Annotated in this window: 12 protein-coding genes and 1 pseudogene; all 13 read right to left on the reverse strand. The window is 67.8% G+C overall.

Features of this window, described 5'->3' with window-relative positions; all coding sequences use genetic code 11:
* Positions 1–238: 238 nt before the first annotated feature.
* Complete coding sequence (gene mce / locus JWQ05_RS08635) at positions 239–643, reverse strand: methylmalonyl-CoA epimerase (RefSeq protein ID WP_299657579.1); 405 nt, start codon at positions 641–643, stop codon at positions 239–241.
* A gap of 69 nt (positions 644–712) precedes the next feature.
* Positions 713–2,386, reverse strand: a complete 1,674-nt coding sequence (locus tag JWQ05_RS08640; protein ID WP_299657581.1) for a ribonuclease J — start codon at positions 2,384–2,386, stop codon at positions 713–715.
* Positions 2,387–2,399: 13 nt separating this feature from the next.
* The gene (locus JWQ05_RS08645; protein WP_299657583.1) at positions 2,400–3,179 is read right to left on the reverse strand and encodes a biotin--[acetyl-CoA-carboxylase] ligase; all 780 of its coding nucleotides are present in this window, start codon (positions 3,177–3,179) and stop codon (positions 2,400–2,402) included.
* A gap of 4 nt (positions 3,180–3,183) precedes the next feature.
* The gene (nuoN, locus tag JWQ05_RS08650; protein WP_299657585.1) at positions 3,184–4,626 is read right to left on the reverse strand and encodes an NADH-quinone oxidoreductase subunit NuoN; all 1,443 of its coding nucleotides are present in this window, start codon (positions 4,624–4,626) and stop codon (positions 3,184–3,186) included.
* A gap of 13 nt (positions 4,627–4,639) precedes the next feature.
* Positions 4,640–6,163 carry an NADH-quinone oxidoreductase subunit M gene (locus JWQ05_RS08655; protein WP_299657587.1) on the reverse strand — a complete coding sequence of 508 codons (1,524 nt, stop codon included), beginning with the start codon at positions 6,161–6,163 and terminating at the stop codon, positions 4,640–4,642.
* A 31-nt stretch (positions 6,164–6,194) separates the two neighbouring features.
* Positions 6,195–8,288 (reverse strand): NADH-quinone oxidoreductase subunit L, encoded by a 2,094-nt coding sequence (nuoL, locus tag JWQ05_RS08660; RefSeq protein WP_299657589.1) that lies wholly within the window; start codon positions 8,286–8,288, stop codon positions 6,195–6,197.
* A 145-nt stretch (positions 8,289–8,433) separates the two neighbouring features.
* A complete protein-coding gene (nuoK, locus tag JWQ05_RS08665; RefSeq protein WP_299657591.1) occupies positions 8,434–8,739 on the reverse strand; it encodes an NADH-quinone oxidoreductase subunit NuoK in 306 nt (101 codons plus the stop codon).
* Positions 8,740–8,764: 25 nt separating this feature from the next.
* Positions 8,765–9,385 carry an NADH-quinone oxidoreductase subunit J gene (locus JWQ05_RS08670; protein ID WP_299657593.1) on the reverse strand — a complete coding sequence of 207 codons (621 nt, stop codon included), beginning with the start codon at positions 9,383–9,385 and terminating at the stop codon, positions 8,765–8,767.
* A gap of 157 nt (positions 9,386–9,542) precedes the next feature.
* Positions 9,543–10,031: an NADH-quinone oxidoreductase subunit NuoI gene (gene nuoI / locus JWQ05_RS08675; protein WP_299657595.1), complete on the reverse strand. Its 489-nt coding sequence runs from the start codon at positions 10,029–10,031 to the stop codon at positions 9,543–9,545.
* 24 nt (positions 10,032–10,055) lie between these two features.
* Positions 10,056–11,078, reverse strand: coding sequence for an NADH-quinone oxidoreductase subunit NuoH (nuoH, locus tag JWQ05_RS08680; protein ID WP_299657597.1), 1,023 nt, complete (start codon positions 11,076–11,078; stop codon positions 10,056–10,058).
* Between the two features lie 12 nt (positions 11,079–11,090).
* Positions 11,091–13,172 (reverse strand): NADH-quinone oxidoreductase subunit NuoG, encoded by a 2,082-nt coding sequence (gene nuoG, locus JWQ05_RS08685; protein WP_299657599.1) that lies wholly within the window; start codon positions 13,170–13,172, stop codon positions 11,091–11,093.
* Positions 13,173–13,216: 44 nt separating this feature from the next.
* Entirely contained in the window at positions 13,217–14,521 is a 1,305-nt protein-coding gene (gene nuoF, locus JWQ05_RS08690) for an NADH-quinone oxidoreductase subunit NuoF (protein ID WP_299657601.1), read from the reverse strand.
* 4 nt (positions 14,522–14,525) lie between these two features.
* Positions 14,526–14,834: pseudogene (locus tag JWQ05_RS08695) on the reverse strand (NADH-quinone oxidoreductase subunit NuoE); the annotation flags it as partial.

Consider the following 14,834-nt stretch of genomic DNA (forward strand, 5'->3'; position numbering starts at 1 on the left):
TGCTGAAGAACAGGCCCGGCATTCCTCAGTTCATCCTAGATCGATCACAGTTTTGGAACGACAAGGGCGAAGATGTCGCGTGTGCGCTTACCTTCTCCGGCTCTGGCGGGAGAAGGCGTAACGCGAAGCGTGATGGATGAGGGCGGTCGTTGCAGCGTGAGGCCGGCGCCCTCACCCGTCTGGCTTCGCCAGCCACCCTTTCCCGCGTCGCAGGAGAGGGACGCACACGACGACCAAGCTACACCTGCTCCAGCTCGACCACCGTGCCGTTTAAGTCCTTCGGGTGCAGAAACAGCACCGGCTTGCCGTGCGCGCCGATCTTCGGTTCGCCGTCGCCGAGCACGCGGGCGCCGCCGGCTTTCAGGCGGTCGCGCGCGGCCAGGATGTCGTCGACCTCGTAGCAGACGTGATGCACGCCGCCATTCGGATTGCGCTCCACGAAGCTCTCGATGGGCGAGCCTTCGCCGAGCGGCGCCATCAGCTCGACCTTGCTGTTGGGCAGGTTCACGAAGACCACCGTCACGCCGTGCTCCGGCTGCGGCAGCGGCTCGGTGAGCGTGGCGCCCAGGGTGTCCCGGTAGATGGCGCAGGCGGCGTCGAGATCGCGCACCGCGATGGCGACATGGTTGAGGCGTCCGATCATCGTTTGCTTCCTCTTCGATCACCCGCTGCGCACGAGCACCCTCCCCCGGATCGGGGGAGGGTCGTTCACTCAGACCTCGACGACCTGGACGTGGCAGGCGGGCTTCTTGCCCCAGACCTCGTTGACGGCGGAGCGGATGCCGCGGTCGACGGCCTTCTCGACGGCCTCGGCGTCCTTGCGCTTGGGCTTCGACAGGCCCGAGAGGGTCCGCGACACCGACTCGACCACGACGTCGAGCATCGGCTGGCCGGTGCGTCCGCGATTGGGCAGGCCGATGATGTCGATGGCGGGCTCGCCCAGGATCTCGCCCTGGACGTCGATGGCGATGGCCACCGAGACGAGACCGGCCTGCGAGAGCTTGCGGCGCTCGGGGATGGCCCGGTCCTTGGCATCGATCAGGATGTTGCCGTCCTTGAACAGGCGGCCCGCTTTGACGTGATCGACGATCTCGGGCGTGCCGGGCGCCAGACGTACGACGCTGCCGTTGCGCGCCTTGACGATGTTCGGCACGCCCTGGGCGCGGGCGAAGCGGGCGTGCTCGTCGAGGTGGAGGGCCTCGCCGTGGACCGGGATCGCCGTCTGCGGCCGGGTCCAGGCATACATCTCCGCCATCTCGTCGCGCCGGGGATGGCCCGAGACGTGGACGAGCTTCGTGCGGTCGGTGACCACCTCGATGCCGGCATTGATGAGGTCGTTGATGATCGCGCCGACCGCCCGCTCGTTGCCCGGAATGGCCCGCGACGAGAAGATCACGCGGTCGCCGGCGGCGAGCGTGATGTCCGGGTGGTCGTCGCGCGAGACGCGGGCGAGCGCCGCCCGATCCTCACCCTGGGAGCCGGTGAGGAGCGCCACGACCTTGTCGCGCGGCAGGTAGCCATAGCTGTCGGACGAGCGGAACTCGGGCAACCCGTCGAGGAAGCCGCATTCGCGGGCGACCGCGATGACCCGGTCCATGGCACGGCCGACGGCGACGACCTCGCGGCCGCAGGCCTGGGCCGCCTCGGCGACGGCGCGCATGCGGGCGACGTTCGAGGCGAAGGTGGTCACCGCGACGCGGTGGGGGGCCTCCGCGATCAGCTCGCGCAGGGTGGCGGCGACCTCGGCCTCGCTCGGGGAGCGACCCTCGCGCACGACGTTGGTCGAATCGCTGATCATCGCGAGGATGCCCTCGTCGCCCAGCGCCCGGAAGGCGGACTCGGAGGTCACGTCGCCGAGGATCGGGGTCGGATCGAGCTTCCAGTCGCCGGTGTGGAGCACCAGCCCGTGCGGCGTGCGGATCGCCACCGCGTTGGATTCCGGGATCGAGTGCGAGACGGGCACGTACTCGATCTCGAACGGACCGATCTGCACCCGGCGGCCCGCCTGGATCTCTTTCAGCACCACCTTCGGGGCGCCCGGCTCGCTGAGGCGGCGCGCCTCCAGCAGGTTCTTGGCGAACCGCGTCGCGTAGACGGGCGCCTTGAGCTTGGGCCAGAGTTCACCGATGGCGCCGATATGGTCCTCGTGCGCGTGGGTGATGAAGATGGCGAGGAGGTCGTCCTTGCGCTCCTCGATGAAGCTCAAGTCGGGGAACATCAGGTCGATGCCGGGGAAACCCTCCTCGCCGGCAAAGCCCATTCCGCAATCGACCATGATCCACTTGCGCCGCTTGGCTGGTCCGAAACCGTAGAGCGCCGCGTTCATGCCGATCTCGCCCACGCCGCCGAGCGGCACGAAGACGAGTTCGTCTTGCCCTGTCGTCATTGTTCGTCAAACCTCAAGCCGCCGTCGCGGCCGTTCCCAGATGCACCTCGCCCGCCGTCACGGTCCGTCGCGTTCCGTCCTCCGATCGGATCACGAGCCGTCCGGCCTCGTCGATCGTCTCGAAAATTCCATGTACGAGAGTATCGCCTGTCCGCACGGATACCGGCGCGCCGATCCCGGCGGCGCCTGCGATCCAGCGCTCACGGATCCTGAAGAACCCGCGGCCACAATCCCAAAGTCGCGCGGCGTCGACGATTCCATCCGTCAGGTGGACGAACAGATCCTCGGCGCGCGTGTCGTACCGCAACTGCCTGAGGCACGTCGCCGAATAAGGCAAGCCCTGCGGGGTCGCAGCGACGTTGACGCCAAAGCCCATCACCACGGCGCGGCGCCCCCCCGGCCGGGTTTCGGCGTCCAGCAGAAGGCCCGCAAGCTTGGCGCCCGAGGCCAGCACGTCGTTGGGCCACTTCAGATGGACACCGGCGATTCCGGCGGCCCTGAAGGCGTCCGCCAGGGCGATTCCGGCGACGAAGCCGAGTGTCGGCACCAGCCCCGGTTCGACATCGTCGACCGGCCAGAGGAGGCTCGCGGTCAGGTTTCCGGGCAAGGACGCCCAGGCGTTGCCACGGCGGCCCCGGCCCGCGTCCTGCTGGCGGGCGACCACCCAGAGCGGCCCGGCCTCGCCGGCCCGGAACGCCTCCAGCGCCTCGGTGTTGGTGGAGCCGAGCCGGTCGTGGACGTGGAGGCGGTGCCCCTCTCCACGTGCCCGGACCCCGAGGCCGTAGCCGGTCAAGGACCTAGAACAGCGACTTGGCGGCCGCACCCGCCGCACCGACCAGGGGTGCCGGCACGATCCAGAACAGCATCACCACCACGCTCGCCAGGGCCAGGACGATGCGCAGGCCCGGCGGCATCGGCTCGTAGGCGGCGACCGGCTCGTCGAAGTACATCACCTTGACGAGGCGCAGGTAATAGAACGCGCCGACCACGCTGGTCACCACGCCGATCACCGCGAGCGCCACGAGGTCCGCCTTGATGGCGGCGGCGAACACGTAGAACTTGGCGAAGAAACCGGCGAGCGGCGGGATGCCGGCGAGCGAGAACATCATCGCGGCGAGGCAGAACGCCAGGACCGGATGGGTCCGCGAGAGGCCGGAGAGGTCGTCCACGGTCTCGAACATCTCGCCGCCACGGCGCAGCGACAGCAGCACCGCGAAGGCGCCGAGCGTCATCGCGAGGTAGATGATCATGTAGATCACCACACCGCGAACGCCCTCCTGCGAACCGGCGGCGAGGCCGACCAGGGCGTAGCCGATGTTGCCGATGGAGGAATAGGCCATCAGGCGCTTGAGGGAGCGCTGGCCGATGGCGGCGAACGAGCCGAGCGCCATCGAGGCGATGGACACGAACACGATGATCTGCTGCCAGACCGCCGTCACGTCGGGGAAGGCCCCGATGAAGAGACGCACCGTCATGGCGACGGCCGCCATCTTCGGAGCGGAGGCGAAGAACGCCGTCACGGGCGTCGGCGAGCCCTCGTAGACGTCCGGCGTCCACATGTGGAACGGCACCGCCGACATCTTGAAGGCGACGCCCGCCGCCACGAAGACGATGCCGAGCACAATGCCGAAGCCCGCCGTACCGTCGAGCGCCGCGACGATGCCGGGGAAGGAGACCGTCCCGGTGAAGCCGTAGACCAGCGAGGCGCCGTAGAGCAGCATGCCCGAGGAGAGCGCGCCGAGGACGAAGTACTTCAGGCCCGCTTCCGTCGATTTCAGGTTGTCCCGGTGGAAGGCCGCGATGACGTAGGCCGCCAGCGATTGCAGTTCCAGGCCGAGATAGAGGGAGATCAGGTCGTTGGCCGAGGCCATGACCAACATGCCGATGGTGCAGAGCACGAGCAGGATCGGGAACTCGAACCGGTCGATGCGCGCGCGCTGGAAATAGTCGCGCGAGAGCAGGATCGTGGCGGCCGAGCCGATCAGGATCAGCGCCTTCATCACCTTCGAGAAATTGTCGACGATGAAGGAGCCGTTCAGCGTGGTGACCTTGGTCCCCGGCTGGGACATCACCGCGAACAGCGCGACCACGAGCAGGATCAGCGCGCCGACATTGACGCCTTCCGCCGAGCGTTCGCCCCGGAACGCCCCGTAGAGGATCAGCACCAGCACGCCGAGGCTGAGGATCAGCTCCGGCAGGGCGGGCCCGAGCGCGGGCATGACGATCTGAGCGGCGTTCATCGGGTCAAAGCCTTCAGCGCGACGCGGGCGGCAGGGTGGCCGCGGCGGTCTGCGTGTTCGAGAGCGCGGTCCGCATGCTCTGCATCAACGCCTCCGTCGAGGGGGCGAAGGTGTCGAGCACGGGGGCCGGGTGGACGCCGTAATAGATCGTCAGGGCGACGAGGGGCGCGATGATGAGCTTTTCGCGAAGGTCGAGGTCGAGGATGCCCTGCAGGTTGGGCTTCTCCAGCTTGCCGTAGATCACCCGGGCGTAGAGCCAGAGCGCATAGCCGGCCGAGAGGATGATGCCGAAGACCGAGAAGAACGCGACGGTGGGGTTGGCCCGGAAGGCACCCATCATCGCCAGGAACTCGCCGACGAAGCCGGAGGTGCCGGGCAGGCCGACATTGGCCATGGTGAAGACCATCATGGCCGCCGCGTAGAGGGGCATGCGCTTCACGAGACCGCCATAGGCGGCGATCTCGCGGGTGTGCATCCGGTCGTAGACCACGCCGACGCAGACGAAGAGCGCGCCCGAGACGATGCCGTGCGAGATCATCAGGAACAGCGCGCCCTGGATGCCCTGCTCGTTCATCGTGAACAGGCCGAGCGTCACGAAGCCCATATGCGCCACCGACGAATAGGCGATGAGCTTCTTGATGTCGGTCTGCATCAGGGCGATGAGCGAGGTGAAGATGATCGCCACGACGGAGAGCGCGAACACCATCGGGGCGAAGGCGTGGGAGGCGTCCGGGAACATCGGCAGCGAGATCCGGATGAAGCCGTAGCCGCCCATCTTCAGGAGGATGCCCGCCAGGATCACCGAACCGGCGGTGGGCGCCTCCACGTGCGCGTCCGGCAGCCAGGTGTGGACAGGCCACATCGGCATCTTCACCGCGAAGGAGGCGAAGAAGGCGAGCCACAGCCACCATTGCAGGCCCACGGGGAAGCGGGTGTGGAGCAGGGTCGGGATGTCGGTGGTGCCGGCGTGCCAGTACATCGCCATGATGGCGAGCAGCATCAGCACCGAGCCGAGCAGCGTGTAGAGGAAGAACTTGAAGCTCGCGTAGATGCGCCGCTTGCCGCCCCAGATCCCGATGATGAGGAACATCGGGATCAGGCCGGCCTCGAAGAACAGGTAGAACAGCACGAGGTCGAGGGCGCAGAACACGCCGATCATCGTCGTCTCGAGGACGAGGAAGGCGACGAAGTACTCCTTCACCCGCGTGTTCACCGAGAGCCAGGAGGCGCCGATGCAGAACGGCATCAGGAAGGTGGTGAGCAGGATCAGCGGCATCGAGAAGCCGTCGACGCCGAGCTTGAACCGGGTGGTCTCGCTCAGCCAGGCATGGGTCTCGACGAGCTGGAAGCTCGCGGTGGTCGCGTCGTAGCGGCCCCAGGCCACCAGCGAGAGCAGGAAGGTGGCGATGGTGGTGGCGAGCGCCGCCCAGCGGGCATTGCGCTTCGAGGCCTCGGTCTCCTCACCGAGGGTGAGGATGAAGGCCGCGCCGCAGAGCGGCACGATGAGGAGGCCGGCGAGGATTCCGAGGCCGAACATCAGCGGGCGCTCCGGTGCGTGACAGCGGCCATCAATGCGCGACCTTGGGCAGGCCGGTCAGCATGTACCAGCTCAGGATGGCGGCGACGCCGACGAGCATGACGAAGGCGTAGTGGTAGACGTACCCGGTCTGCAGGCGGACGACGCCGCGCGTCACGTCGAGGACGCGGGTGGCGATGCCGTCCGGCCCCATGCCGTCGATGACGCGGCCGTCGGCCTCCTTCCAGAGGAACTTGCCGAAATCCTTGGCCGGCCGGACGAAGATCCGGTCGTAGAGTTCGTCGAAGTACCACTTGTTGAGGAGGAACCGGTACAGGCTCGGCTGCTGGGCGGCGAGCTGACCCGGCAGTTCGGGCCGGCGGACATACATCCAGTAGGCCAGCACGAAGCCGGTCAGCATCATGATGAAGGGCGCGTAGGACACGATCGCCGGCACCGCGTGGATGTCGTGCATGATGTGGTTGTCGGGGCCGTGCCCGAGGGCGTGGCCCCAGAACGCGTCCATGCCCTCGCCGATGAAGCGGTTCTTGAAGATGAGGCCGGCGAAGAGGGCTCCGAAGGCCAGCAGCGCCAGCGGGATCGTCATCACCAGCGGGCTCTCATGCGGCGTGTGCGCATGGTCGTGGTGCTCGATGGCGCTGTGCGAGGCGGGCTCGATGTCGTGGCCCTTGTCGTCGTGGGCGACGCCCTCGTGGTGGCCGAGGGCACCGTCGGCCTGCGCCGAGGCTCCGGCATGCGCCACCGCATGGTCGTCGTGATGCGTGGCCCCGTGGCCAGCCCAGCGCGCCGGCCCCTCGAAGGTCATGAAGAATAGGCGCCAGGAATAGAACGAGGTCATCAGCGCGGCGACGACCGTGCACAGGAAGGCCAGCGTGTGGCCCGGGCGCGTCGAGGCGTAGGCCGCCTCGATGATCGCGTCCTTCGAATAGTAGCCGGCGGTGAAGGGGAAACCGATCAGCGCCAACGTGCCGATGGTCATCATCGCCGATGTGAACGGGATGTAGCGGCGGAGATTCCCCATGTTCCGCATGTCCTGCTCGTGGTGCATCGCGTGGATGACCGAGCCGGCGCCGAGGAACAGCAGCGCCTTGAAGAAGGCGTGGGTGAACAGGTGGAACACGGCGGCCGAATAGGCACCGACGCCGAGCGCCACGAACATGTAGCCGAGCTGCGAGCAGGTCGAGTAGGCGATCACGCGCTTGATGTCGTTCTGGACGAGGCCGATCGTGGCCGCGAAGAACGCCGTGATGCCGCCGATGACCGTGACGACGACGAGGGCGTTGGGCGCGAGTTCGAACAGGGGCGAGAGGCGCGCCACCATGAACACGCCCGCCGTCACCATGGTGGCGGCGTGGATGAGCGCGGAGACGGGGGTCGGCCCCTCCATGGCGTCCGGCAGCCAGGTGTGCAGCAGGAACAGCGCCGACTTGCCCATCGCACCCATGAACAGGAGCAGGCAGGCGAGCGTCCAGGCACTCCAGTCGTAGCCGAGGAAGTGGAAGGTCGCGTCCTTGATCTCGGGCGCACGGGCGAAGATGCCGTCGAAGGCGATCGACCCGGTCAGCACGAAGACGAGGAAGATGCCGAGCGAGAAGCCGAAATCGCCGACGCGGTTGACGATGAAGGCCTTCATGGCGGCCGCATTCGCCGAGGGCTTCTCGTACCAGAACCCGATCAGCAGGTAGGAGGCGAGGCCGACGCCCTCCCAGCCGAAGAACATCTGCACGAGGTTGTCGGCCGTCACCAGCATCAGCATGGCGAAGGTGAACAGCGAGAGATAGGCGAAGAAGCGCGGCCGATGCGGGTCCTCGGCCATGTAGCCGATGGAATAGAGGTGCACGAGGGTCGAGACCGAGGTCACGACCACCAGCATGATCACCGTCAGGGTGTCGATGCGGAAGGCCCAATCGACCACGAGGTCGCCGGCGGTGAACCAGGTCGCCACCTGCACGCGGGTGGCGTGGTCGGAGCCCGGCACTTCGAGGAAGGCGCCCCAGGACAGCAGGGCCGAGAAGGCGAGGAGGCCGGTGGTGATGCCCTCGCTGAGCTTCGGGCCGAGCTGGCGGCCGAACAGGCCGGCGAGCAGCGCACCGACGAGCGGGAGGAAGACGATCGCGTGATACATCGCTGGCTTGTCCGGCCTCCTGGGTCGCGCCGAGGCCCGCGCGTCGCGCGGGCGCCCGAGGCGGCACCCTGTGGTTCGTGTCACCGCAGCGGCGTCGCGAAGCGTGCGGCGCCGAGCGTCGAGGTGGGTTTCCGTCCGGTCCCGCTCAGCCCTTCATCATGCTGACGTCCTCCACCGCGATGGAGCCGCGGTTTCGGAAGAACACGACGAGGATGGCAAGGCCGATGGCCGCTTCCGCCGCCGCCACCGTCAGCACGAACAGGGCGAAGATCTGTCCGGTGATGTCGTTGAGATGGGTGGAGAAGGCGACCAGGTTGATGTTGACCGCAAGCAGGATCAGCTCGACGGACATCAGGATGACGATGACGTTCTTGCGGTTGATGAAGATGCCGAGCACGCCGAGCGTGAACAGGATCGCGGCGACCGTCAGGTAATGGCTCAGGCCGATCATCGGATGTGTTCTCCGTTCGCCGCCATCAGACTTCGACGCCCTGCCGCGAGGGCACCTTGCGGGTCTCGACCGCCATGCCTTGCGTGCGCGCGTTCTGCATGGCGATGTTCTGGCGCTTGACGCCGGGGCGGTCGCGCAGGGTGAGCACGATGGCGCCGATCATCGCCACCAGCAGGATGAGGCCGGCGAGCTGGAAGAAGAAGACATAGTCCGTGTAGAGCACCCGGCCGAGCGCCTGGGTGTTGGTGACCGCCTCGGCGGCGGGCACCGGATTGAGCGGCGTCTGGACCAGCCCCGGATCGATGGTCCACGAGCCGACGACGAGCAGGAGCTCGATCAGGAAGACCGCGCCGATCAACGCGCCGATGGGCAGGTATTGCTGGAAGCCCTGGCGCAGCTGCGCGAAATCCACGTCGAGCATCATCACGACGAACAGGAACAGCACCGCGACGGCGCCCACGTAGACGACCACCAGGATCATCGCCAGGAACTCGGCGCCCATCATCACGAACAGCCCGGCGGCGTTCACGAAGGCGAGGATGAGGAAGAGCACCGAGGCCACGGGATTGCGCGAGGCGATCACCATGAAGCCCGAGGCGATGGTCACACCTGCGAACAGGTAGAAGAAGGCAGCGGCTGCGCTCATGCGTTTCTAGAGATCAGCCGTCCCGAGGACGGCCCCTTCTGCCGAAATTGTGCCACGGCCCACCAGCCGCCCGTCTATAGAACCCGCTCCTGCGGTGCACAACCGCCTCGGTGCCCCGGAGCCTTCCCCGCGGGCACGGAAACGGTTCGCCGTTCGCTCAGCGGTAGGGCGCGTCCACCGCGATGTTGCGCGCGATCTCGCGCTCCCAGCGGTCGCCGTTCAGCAGGAGCTTTTCCTTGTCGTAGAGGAGCTCCTCGCGGGTCTCCACCGAGAACTCGAAGTTCGGCCCCTCGACGATGGCATCGACCGGACAGGCCTCCTGGCACATGCCGCAATAGATGCATTTGACCATGTCGAGGTCGTAGCGGGTGGTGCGGCGCGTGCCGTCGTTGCGGCGCGGGCCTGCCTCGATGGTGATGGCCTGGGCGGGGCAGATGGCCTCGCACAGCTTGCAGGCGATGCAACGCTCTTCGCCGTTGGGATAACGGCGCAGGGCATGCTCCCCCCGGAAGCGCGGACCGCGATGGCCCATCTCGAAGGGATAGTTGATCGTGGCCTTGGGCTTGAAGAAGTATTTCATCGCCAGGGCGAACCCCGACACGAATTCCTTCAGCAACAGACCCTTGGCGACCTGATCGAGCTTCATGGCTCGGATCTCCGTGTGGGGTTGTCAGGCGCCCGGCGCGAGGCCGGTGAGCTTGAGGACGAAGGCGACGACGACGACCGAGACGAGCGAGAGCGGAAGGAACACCTTCCAGCCGAGGCGCATGAGCTGGTCGTAGCGGTAGCGCGGCACCATGGCCTTCACCATGGCGATCATGAAGAACAGGAAGCTGGCCTTGAGGGCGAACCAGATCAGGCCCGGCACCCAGGTGAAGGGCGCGAACGGGATCGGCGAGAGCCAGCCGCCGAGGAACAGCACGGTGCCGAGCGCGCACATGGTCATGATGGCCACGTACTCGCCGAGCATGAACAGCAGGTACGGCGTCGAGGAATACTCGACCATGTAGCCCGCCACGAGTTCGGATTCCGCCTCCGGCAGATCGAAGGGCGGGCGGTTCGTCTCGGCCAGCGCCGAGACGAAGAACACCACGAACATCGGGAACAGCCAGAGCCAGTACCAGCCCAGGATGCCGAGCGAGGTGTCCTGCGCCATGACGATGCGCGAGAGGTTGAGCGAGCCGGCGCAGAGCAGGACGCAGATGATGACGAAGCCGAGCGAGACCTCGTAGGAAATCATCTGCGCCGCCGAGCGCAGCGCCCCGAGGAACGCGTATTTCGAGTTCGAGGCCCAGCCGCCCATGAGCACGCCGTACACGCCGAGCGACGAGATCGCGAAGATGTAGGTGATGCCGACATTGAGGTCGGCGATGGCCCAGCCCTCGGCCAGCGGAATCACCGCCCAGGCGGCGAGCGCCAGGGTGGCGAAGACCAGGGGCGCCAGCAGGAACAGAGCCTTGTTGGCCCCGGCCGGGATCACCGGCTCCTTCAGGACGAATTTCAGGAGATCCGCGAAGGACTGGAACAGGCCCCAGGGCCCGACCACGTTGGGACCGCGCCGAAGCTGCACCGCCGCCCAGATCTTGCGATCGGCCAGCAGCGCATAGGCGATGAAGACGAGGAGCAGGGCCAGGAGCACGAAGCTCTTGAGCACCAGCAGGAGGACGGTGCCGAGGACTTCCCAGTTGGTCATCGCAGGAAATCCCTATTCGGCCGCTTCGAGGCCACGCACGCGGGCGAGGCTCGAACATTCGGCGAGCACGCGCGAGGCGCGGGCGATGGCGTTGCTGAGGTAGAAGTCCGGCACCGCCGAGGCGAAGCCGGCGCGGGTCGGCTCGCCGGCCAGCCCCGAAAGCGTCTCGACGCTCGCCGCCGCATCGCTCGGCGCCACCGCGTCGAGGGCGGCCAGGTGCGGATGCTCGGCGTAGAGGGCGCGGCGCAGCGCCCCGAGCGAATCGAACGGCAGGCGGTGACCGAGAACCTCGGAGAGGGCGCGAAGGATCGCCCAGTCCTCGCGGGCGTCGCCCGGCGGAAAGCCCGCGCGGTTGGTGGTCTGCACCCGGCCCTCGAGGTTCACGAAGGTGGCGCTCTTCTCGGTGTAGGCCGCGCCCGGCAGCACCACGTCGGCGCGGGTGGCGCCGCGATCGCCGTGCGTGCCCTGGTAGACCACGAAGGCACCGGGGCCGATCTCGACCTCGTCGGCGCCGAGGTTGAACACCACGTCGAGGGCGCCGCCCTGCGCGATCCCTGCGACATCGAGCCCGCCCTCCCCCGGCACGAAGCCGAGATCGAGGGCGCCGACGCGGGCCGCCGCCGTCTGGAGCACGCCGAAGCCGTTCCACTCCGGGGTGATGGCGCCGACGTCACGCGCCAGCCGCGCGGCGGCCCCGAGGATGGCGGCTCCGTCCGGACGGGCGAGAGCCCCCATGCCGACGATGATCAGGGGTCGGGCCGCGGCCTTCAGGGCCTCGGCGAAGCTGTGCTGGCCGGAGGCGAGATCCGCGAGGGTCTCGGGGCCGGCGCCGAGATAGGTATGGGGGTAGGTCAGGTCGACAGGCTCGCCGATCAGGCCGACGGCCAGGGGACCCATGCGCCAGCGCTTGCGGATGCGCACGTTCAGCAGCGAGGCTTCGAGGCGCGGGTTGGTGCCCACCAGCAGGATCGCGTCCGCCTCCTCGATCCCCGCGATGGTGGTGCCGAGGGTGTAGGCGGCCCGGCCCCAGGCCGGATCGATGGCCTCGCCCGCCTGCCGGCAATCGAGGTTCGTGACCCCGAGCGACGTCATCAGGCTCTTGAGGGCGTAGATCTCCTCGACACCCGCCAGATCGCCGACCACCGCGCCGATGCGCTTCGGGTCGGTGCCCTTCACCCGGGCGGCGATGGCGCCGAACGCCTCGCCCCAGGAAGCCGGGCGCAGGCGGCCGTTCTCGCGTAAGTACGGCCGGTCGAGGCGCTGGCTGCGCAGGCCGTCCACCGCGTGGCGGGTCTTGTCGGAGATCCACTCCTCGTTGATGCCCTCGTGCACGCGCGGCTCGATCTGCATCACCTCGCGGCCACGGGCATCGACCCGGATGGCGCAGCCGACCGCATCCATCACGTCGACGGATTCGGTCTTCGACAACTCCCAGGGGCGAACCTCGTAGCTCTGCGGCTTGTGGACCAGCGCGCCCACCGGGCAGAGGTCGGCGACGTTGCCCTGAAGCTCCGAGCCCATGGCGGATTCGAGGTAGCTCGTGATCTCCATGTCCTCGCCGCGCCCGATGGCGCCGAGATCCGGCACGCCGGCCACCTCCGCCAGGAAGCGGACGCAGCGGGTGCAGTGGATGCAGCGGTTCATGGCCGTGCGCACCAGCGGGCCGATGTACTTCTCTTCCACCGCGCGCTTGTTCTCGCCGTAGCGGGTCGAGTCGACGCCGTAGGCCATGGCCTGGTCCTGCAGGTCGCAGTGTCCGCCCTGGTCGCAGATCGGGCAATCGAGGGGATGGTTGATGAGGAGAAACTCCATCACCCCCTCGCGGGCCTTCTTCGTGGTTCCGGACCGCGTCAGGATCTCGGGCGGCTCGCCGTTGGGACCGGGCCGGCAATCCTTGACCGCGTAGGCGCAGGAGGCCACCGGCTTCGGGGCGCCCTTGAGTTCGACGAGGCACATCCGGCAATTGCCCGCGATGGACAGCCGCTCGTGGAAGCAGAAGCGCGGGATCTCCGCGCCCGCGACCTCGCAGGCCTGCAGCAGCGTGAATTCCGCGGGCACGTCGACTTCGATGCCGTCAACGATGAGCTTGGTCATTCGTGGGTCTCGGTCTCGAAACTACGGGTGGTGCGGGCTGCGGATCACTCCGCCGCCATCGGCACCGGATCGGAATGCGGGTTGGCGCTGTAGCGATCGATGCGCTTCTCGATCTCGGGGCGGAAGTGCCGGATCAACCCCTGGATCGGCCAGGCCGCCGCGTCGCCGAGCGCGCAGATGGTGTGGCCCTCGATCTGCTTCGTGACATCGAGGAGCATGTCGATCTCGCGGCGCTGGGCGCGCCCCTCCGCCATGCGCAGCATCACCCGCCACATCCAGCCGGTGCCCTCGCGGCAGGGCGTGCACTGTCCGCAGGACTCGTGCTTGTAGAAGTAGGCGATGCGGGCGATGGCCGAGACGATGTCGGTGGACTTGTCGAGGACGATGACGGCGGCCGTGCCGAGGCCCGAGCCGAGGTTCTTCAGCGTGTCGAAATCCATCTTGGCGTCGATGATCTGCTCGGCGGGCACCAGGGGCACCGAGGAGCCGCCGGGGATGGAGCAGAGCAGGTTGTCCCAGCCGCCGCGCATGCCGCCGCAATGCTTGTCCACCAACTCGCGGAAGGTGATGCCGAGTTCTTCCTCGACGTTGCAGGGCTTGTTGACGTGGCCCGACACGCAGAACAGCTTGGTGCCGGTGTTGTTCTTGCCGCCGAGACCCGCGAACCATGTGCCGCCCCGGCGCAGGATGGTGCCCGCCACCGCGATCGACTCGACGTTGTTCACCGTCGTGGGACAACCGTAGAGGCCCATATTGGCGGGGAACGGGGGCTTGAGGCGCGGCATGCCCTTCTTGCCCTCGAGGCTCTCCAGCAGCGCCGTCTCCTCGCCGCAGATATAGGCGCCCGCGCCGTGGTGGACGTAGATGTCGAAGGGGTAGCCGTGGACGTTGTCCTGTCCGACGAGCCGGGCCGCGTAGGCCTCGTCCACCGCGCGCTGGAGCGCGTGCTTCTCCGCCACGTACTCGCCGCGGATGTAGATGTAGCACGCATGCGCCGCCATCGCGAAGGAGGCGAGCAGGCAGCCCTCGATCAGGAGGTGCGGATCGTGCCGCATGATCTCCCGGTCCTTGCAGGTGCCGGGCTCCGACTCGTCGGCGTTGACGACGAGGTAGTGCGGGCGCCCATCGGACTTCTTGGGCATGAACGACCATTTGAGGCCGGTGGGAAAGCCCGCACCGCCGCGCCCGCGCAGGCCCGACTGCTTCATCTCCTCGATGATCCAGTCACGGCCCATTTCGAGCAGGAACTTGGTGCCGTCCCAGGCACCGCGCTGCTGGGCCGCTTCCAGCCCCGGCGAGTGCAGGCCGTAGAGGTTCGTGAAGATCCGGTCTTTGTCGGCGAGCGCCATCAACTCACTCCTTCGGCGCCACGCCCGGCGAGGCGTTCGGGTCGGCGCCGACCGGCTTCGTGTCGGACCCGTCGCGACGTCCCGCGCTGTCCGACGGCGGCGTTCCGGCCAGCGGCGTCGTTCCGCGCGCATCCGCCGCCACCCGGCCCTCGTCGGGCTTCGAGGGGGTGGCCGTGTACGACTTGTCGCTCTGCTGAGGACGGGTGGAGGTCTCCGGACCGGGCTGCACGACCCCGGTCGAGTCGGTCCGGGAGGCGCCTGCGCGCTCCGCCGGGTGGATGGGCGTCTCGCCGGCCGCCGCACGCGAGGCCGG

Source organism: Methylobacterium sp. (assembly GCF_028290105.1).
Taxonomy (GTDB): Bacteria; Pseudomonadota; Alphaproteobacteria; order Rhizobiales; family Beijerinckiaceae; genus Methylobacterium.

What these genes read in the sequence shown, in the direction of transcription:
- mce (WP_299657579.1), bottom strand. Translation starts at nt 643, where the DNA reads ATGATCGGACGCCTCAACCATGTCGCCATCGCGGTGCGCGATCTCGAC.
- JWQ05_RS08640 (WP_299657581.1), bottom strand. Translation starts at nt 2,386, where the DNA reads ATGACGACAGGGCAAGACGAACTCGTCTTCGTGCCGCTCGGCGGCGTG.
- nuoN (WP_299657585.1), bottom strand. Translation starts at nt 4,626, where the DNA reads ATGAACGCCGCTCAGATCGTCATGCCCGCGCTCGGGCCCGCCCTGCCG.
- JWQ05_RS08655 (WP_299657587.1), bottom strand. Translation starts at nt 6,163, where the DNA reads ATGTTCGGCCTCGGAATCCTCGCCGGCCTCCTCATCGTGCCGCTCTGC.
- nuoL (WP_299657589.1), bottom strand. Translation starts at nt 8,288, where the DNA reads ATGTATCACGCGATCGTCTTCCTCCCGCTCGTCGGTGCGCTGCTCGCC.
- nuoK (WP_299657591.1), bottom strand. Translation starts at nt 8,739, where the DNA reads ATGATCGGCCTGAGCCATTACCTGACGGTCGCCGCGATCCTGTTCACG.
- JWQ05_RS08670 (WP_299657593.1), bottom strand. Translation starts at nt 9,385, where the DNA reads ATGAGCGCAGCCGCTGCCTTCTTCTACCTGTTCGCAGGTGTGACCATC.
- nuoI (WP_299657595.1), bottom strand. Translation starts at nt 10,031, where the DNA reads ATGAAGCTCGATCAGGTCGCCAAGGGTCTGTTGCTGAAGGAATTCGTG.
- nuoH (WP_299657597.1), bottom strand. Translation starts at nt 11,078, where the DNA reads ATGACCAACTGGGAAGTCCTCGGCACCGTCCTCCTGCTGGTGCTCAAG.
- nuoG (WP_299657599.1), bottom strand. Translation starts at nt 13,172, where the DNA reads ATGACCAAGCTCATCGTTGACGGCATCGAAGTCGACGTGCCCGCGGAA.
- nuoF (WP_299657601.1), bottom strand. Translation starts at nt 14,521, where the DNA reads ATGGCGCTCGCCGACAAAGACCGGATCTTCACGAACCTCTACGGCCTG.